We start from the raw sequence: 5,176 nt of genomic DNA, 5'->3' as shown, positions 1-5,176 counted from the left end.
ACCCGGCATGTCTCGCTGTCGCTCATCGCGCCCAAGCTCTCCCGCCTCAGCCCGGTCAAAGGCGTGCAGCGGATTTTCTCCAGGACCGGGCTGGCCGGCGCCGCCACCGCCATTCTCAAGCTGCTGCTGATCGGGGCGGTCGCCGCGGCCGTGCTGCGGCCGCTGGTCTCCGGCCTTGCCGAGGTCGGCGAGGGCGTTGGCGGACTGGCGATAGTCGGCGGCGCCGTGCTGCGTCTACTGATGGCGTTGGCCGGGGTGATGCTGGTGGTGGCGCTCGTCGATGCGGCGATCAGCTGGCAACTGCGGGAGACGAAGCTCCGGATGAGCCTTCAGGAGGTCAAGCGCGAGGCTCGCCAAGACAATGGCGCCCCCGAGATCAAGACGGCGATCCGCCGGGCCCAATATGCGGCCGCCCGGCGCCGCCTCCAGACGACGCTGGTCGACGCCTCGGTGGTGGTCGTAAACCCCACGCATTTCGCCGTCGCGCTGCGCTACCGGCCGGGCGAGGACGCCGCGCCCGTCGTCCTCGAACAGGGACGTGACGAGATGGCCCAGGCGATCATCGAGGTGGCGCGGGAATTGGCGCGGCCCGTCGTCCGCTCGCCGCGGCTGGCCCGTGCGCTCTATTTCACCGCGCGGCCCGGCGCGGTGGTGCGCGAGGAACTCTATGCGGCGGTGGCGACCATCCTTGCCTTCATCATGAGCCTCGGCGATCCGGCCGAGCCGCCGCCGGTCACGGTGCCGCCGGCCTTTGACTTCGATGAGCGCGGCGCGCGCCGCAAGCCGGGGGCGGCGCTGCCGTTATAAGGGCATGACCGAGATTCTCAGCCAATTGGGTGTCGGCACCGGGATCAACAGCCGCAGTGTCATCGACGAGCTGGTCGCCGCCCAGCGCACCGCGCAGACCGAGCCGCTCAACACGCGCCTGGAGACGATCGGCAGCCGCGTCGATGCGCTCGGCCAGCTGAAGTCGGCGTTCGACGCCATCGCTACCTCGCTGCAGGACCGGGTCCGCGCCGGCGTCTTCGGCCTTCAGCCGCGCTCGGCCGATACGGCGGCGATTTCGATCGAGCGCATAGGTGCCGGCCCCAGTGCCGGCTTCCGCAGTGACCTGGCAGTGCAGCAGCTGGCCGCCGGCCAGCGCCTCGTCGCCGCGCCGCTGTCGAGTGTCGATGCGCCGGTCGGACTGGGCACGCTCAACATCCTGTTCGGCACCCGCACCGAAACTGGCGGCGGCGCCTTCGATTTTGCTGTCGGCAGCGGCATGGATGATTTTTCCGTCACCATCACGGCGGCCAACAACAGCCTCGCCGGACTGCGCGATGCGATCAATGCCGGCTCGGACGGCACGATGGCCGCCTCGATCATCAACACCGGCAGCGGCGCCACGCTCGTGATGCGCGGCCCGGACGGCGCCGAGCGCGCCTTCGTGGTCAGTGCTGCCGAGGATGTCGACAATCCCGGCCTCTCCCGCTTCGCCTATACCGCCGGTAACCGGCAGCAGACCTTGTCGGCGACGGCGGCCGATGCGGCGATGCTGTTCGACGGTGTTACCGTTACCCGCAGCAGCAATGTCATCGACGATTTGCTGCCCGGCGTGCGGCTGCGGCTGGAACAGGAGACCGGCAGCCGCGCCGTCAGCCTTTCCGCCTCGCGCGACGTCGCCGCTCTGTCCGAAACGCTGTCGGACTATGCCGAAACGCTGGGCGCGATGCGCCAGCTGATCGGCGATTTTCGCCGCGGCGGCGTCGATGGCGAGGCGGCCGGTCCGCTTGCTGGCAATGCCACAGCGCGGCTGATGGACCAGGCGCTGGTCGCCCTGATCAGCGCGCCGATTACCGCCGCCGGCGGCATGCGGCTGCGTGATCTGGGCGTTCAGGTCACCCGCGACGGGCTGGTGACCTTCGATTCTGCGCGCCTCGCCAGCCTGTCCGAGGCCGATCTCGGCCGGGCCGAGGCGCTGATCGGCTCGCAGGCGGGGTCCGGCTTCGGGACGGGTCTTGCCTCGCTGCGCGGGATATCGGATCTCGTCGCCCCGGCCACCGAGGGCCTCGACAGGCAGCGCCAGGCCGTCAACCGCCAGCTCGAACAGGCGGAGGCGCGCCTGACGACCTACAAGGAAACGCTGACCCGCCAGTTCGCGGCGATGGACCAGCTTGTTGCCGGCTCCAAGTCGGTCGGCGTGCAGCTCGATCAGCTGATCCAGAGCTGGTATCGCCGCGACGAGTAGTCAGGCGCGGCCGATATCGATCTGCATCCGCCGCATCTTCTCGATTAGCGTTGTGCGTTGCAAGCCTAGCAGCCGGGCGCAGCGCGAGATGGTGCCGCCGGATGCCGCGAGCGCCGCACGGATATAGGCCTGTTCGAGGTCGGCGAGGAGTTGCCGCAGGTCGATCGGGCTGTCCATCAGCGGCATGGGCATGGTGTCTGGATGGAGCGGGGCAGCGGATGACAGGTCGACGCCTGGCTCCGGAACACCGCCGGCAGAGCGATGGCGTGCCCGCATCAGCGTGGGCAGTGCCTGGCTGTTGATAATCTCGTCGGGGTGATGGGCCTTGGCGCGCTCGATGAAATTTTTCAGTTCTCGGACATTGCCGGGCCAGGGCTCGGCCATCAGCACCGCCAGCGCCGCCGGGCTGAACCGCACCGGCGGCCCGCCCAGCGCGATGTCGAAATGCTCGATCAGCGCCGGAATGTCCTCCGGCCGCTCGGCAAGCGGCGGCATCTCGATCCGGATGACATCGAGCCGGTAGAGAAGGTCCGACCGGAACAGGCCCCGATCGATGGCCGCGTGCAGGTCGACACTGGTTGCCGCCACGAGCCGCACATCGACATGGATGGGCAGCATGCCGCCGACGCGCTCGACGACCCGTGTCTCCAGCGCGCGCAGGAGCTTTGCCTGCATGGCGGCGGGCATGTCGCCGACCTCGTCAAGAAACAGCGTGCCACCATTCGCCGCCTCGAAGCGGCCGGCGCGGGCCTTGATTGCCCCGGTGAAGGCGCCGGCTTCATGGCCGAACATCTCCGATTCAAGTAGGTCCGGCGCCACGGCGGCGCAGTTGAGGGCGATGAACGGCTGGGCGGCACGCCGGCTGCGCTGATGAAGCAACTGCGCGACGACGTCCTTGCCCGAGCCCGATGGCCCGGTGATCAATACCGATGCCGCGCTGTCGGCCACTTTCTCGACCGTATTGCGAATGGCCGTCATCGCCGGGCTGGTGCCGATGAGCTGCGCCAGTTGCGGCATGGGTTTCAGATGTCTGGGTTTCATGCCCCCCGCCAATCGTCAAATAAATCTTTTATTAACCAATTCATTCGTTACTTAATGTTGAACATTAGAAAGACCCCTTCAAAATCCTTGAATTTAATTTAAATGCATTCATCATGAATACAGTAGAAACCCTGCCCGATCTGACTTTTAATGGCGAGCCAACATCAATGAGATACGACCATTTTGGCGCCCAGCCTGCGCTTCGGATCGTGACCGACGTCGCTGGATGGCAGGATACCGGACCGGGTTGGACCCGGGTCCCGTCCGAAATGGTGTCGCAAGGTGCCGATGTGCTGCTGCTCTCTGCCAACACGCCGGAGAATCGCCGGTTGATCGACCTCGGCCTGCCGTTGTTCGTGATGGTCGATGACAACACGCCGATCTCGTTGATCGACCGCGCGCAGGGCTTTGTTATGGCCAGCGACAAGCCGGACGATGTTGTGGCGATGATGGCCGCAATGATGGATGCCGATGCGCCCGGCGTCCGCGAATGGAGCGAGGGCAATGCCAGCATCTCGGCGCTTTCGCTCGAAGCCGGGCGCATCGCCGCTGCCCTGGCCCGGCTGGCAGCCGTGGGCACCGAGACCGAGAGCAACCAGACTGTCGATGCCTCGTTGATCCGCCGCATCATCCGCCTGCGCCGGGACCGGGAGCGCCATTTCCCGGCCGAGATCTTCGCCGACCCGGCCTGGGACATGCTGCTCGACCTTGTCGCGGCGCGGATGGAGAGCCGTCAGGTGGCGGTATCCAGCCTGTGCATTGCCGCCTGCGTGCCGACCACGACGGCGCTGCGCTGGATTCGCTCACTATCCGAGGCCGGGGTATTCGAACGGTCGACCGATCCCAGCGACGCTAGGCGGACCTGGATTAGCCTGTCGCCGTCGGCGGCCGAGGGGATGATGGCGTGGCTGCGCCGTTTTGCCGAGCAGTTCCAGCCGCGGGGCTGACCGTCACCGAGCGCAGCAGGTCGAGCACTGGGGCCAGTGACCGGTCAGGTGCCTCCTCCATCGGAATATGGCCGACGCCGGACAGGATCGACACCCGCGCGTTCGGCAGCCGCTCGCTGAACCATTCCGCCACCTCAACGGGGATCAGACGGTCCTCCGCCCCCCAGAGAACCAGTGCCGGCACCGTCAGCCGGCGGAGCGCCTCGGCGTCGGGCGGCGGGGAATATTGGCTGAACCGGTCCAGTGTCGCCTCGCGGTTGCCCGGATAGAGCAGCAGCTCCCAATAGCGGTCGACCATCGCCGGCGTGACGATCGACTGGACCGAAACCGACTGGCGCAGCGAGCGGTCGATGATGAAGCGTGGCGTCACCGTGGCCAATATCTCGCGCGCCACCGGCACCCGTGCCAGCCGGAAGCCGAGCGGCGGCGAACTGCCCTCGGGTGCTGGCTTGCCGGTGGCATCGACGAGGATCAGCGCCGCCACTTTGCCTGGATGGGCGACCGCGTACATCCAGGCGATGCCGCCGCCCATCGAATTGCCACCCAGCGCGAATCGCTCCAGACCCAGCTCTGCCACCACCGCCTCGACGATGCGGACATAGGCAGCGTTCGAATAATCACGGTCCGGTACCGCGCCGGACAGGCCATGCGCCGGGAAGTCGAACGAGATCACCCGGTAGCCGGCCGCCACCAGCCGCCGGGTCCAGGGTTCCCAGGTATGCAGCGAGGCATTGGACCCGTGCAGCAGCAGCACCGGCAGCGCGTCGCGCGGGCCTTCGTCGCGCAGATGGATGGTGGTGCCCGGCGACAGGGTGACGAAGCGGGAGGTCGGCCCGGCATAGCGGGCAACGAGCGTCGCCGCCTCCCGGTCCGGCACCCGGCCGGCGACCAGCAGGGCGGCGATAAGGCCGAGCAGCACAAGAACGGCAAGCGCCAGGCGGCGCAGCCAGCGAACGGG

At 67.6% G+C, this 5,176-nt stretch carries 5 protein-coding genes; 3 read left to right on the top strand and 2 right to left on the bottom strand.

The genetic code is table 11. From position 1 onward, the window contains the following. Both ACTIFJ_RS14815 and fliD read left to right on the top strand, forming a co-directional pair. The coding region (locus ACTIFJ_RS14815; protein WP_439534882.1) for an EscU/YscU/HrcU family type III secretion system export apparatus switch protein at window positions 1–807 on the top strand (807 nt) is incomplete at its 5' end. Window positions 808–811: 4 nt separating this feature from the next. Next, complete coding sequence (gene fliD, locus ACTIFJ_RS14810) at window positions 812–2,230, top strand: flagellar filament capping protein FliD (protein WP_439534881.1); 1,419 nt, start codon at window positions 812–814, stop codon at window positions 2,228–2,230. On the opposite strand, the gene ACTIFJ_RS14805 is transcribed toward fliD, so the two are convergent. Further along, a complete protein-coding gene (locus tag ACTIFJ_RS14805) occupies window positions 2,231–3,247 on the bottom strand; it encodes a sigma-54 interaction domain-containing protein (RefSeq protein ID WP_439534880.1) in 1,017 nt (338 codons plus the stop codon). It abuts the gene before it with no gap. Between the two features lie 233 nt (window positions 3,248–3,480). On the opposite strand from ACTIFJ_RS14805, the gene ACTIFJ_RS14800 reads away from it, so the two are divergent. Further along, the gene (locus tag ACTIFJ_RS14800) at window positions 3,481–4,218 is read left to right on the top strand and encodes a winged helix DNA-binding protein (protein ID WP_439534879.1); all 738 of its coding nucleotides are present in this window, start codon (window positions 3,481–3,483) and stop codon (window positions 4,216–4,218) included. Here ACTIFJ_RS14800 and ACTIFJ_RS14795 read toward each other — a convergent pair. After that, the coding region (locus ACTIFJ_RS14795; protein WP_439534878.1) for an alpha/beta fold hydrolase at window positions 4,139–5,176 on the bottom strand (1,038 nt) is incomplete at its 5' end. The two genes, ACTIFJ_RS14800 and ACTIFJ_RS14795, sit on opposite strands and share 80 nt — an antisense overlap.

The organism is Polymorphobacter sp. (assembly GCF_051860865.1).
GTDB lineage: Bacteria > Pseudomonadota > Alphaproteobacteria > Sphingomonadales > Sphingomonadaceae > Sandarakinorhabdus.
The sequence above is the reverse complement of the archived record's forward strand: the minus strand, read 5'-3'. Positions and strand labels throughout refer to the sequence as shown.

Bases quoted from the DNA above. Each gene is read 5' to 3' on its own strand.
- fliD (WP_439534881.1), top strand. From the start codon at position 812: ATGACCGAGATTCTCAGCCAATTGGGTGTCGGCACCGGGATCAACAGC.
- ACTIFJ_RS14805 (WP_439534880.1), bottom strand. From the start codon at position 3,247: ATGCCGCAACTGGCGCAGCTCATCGGCACCAGCCCGGCGATGACGGCC.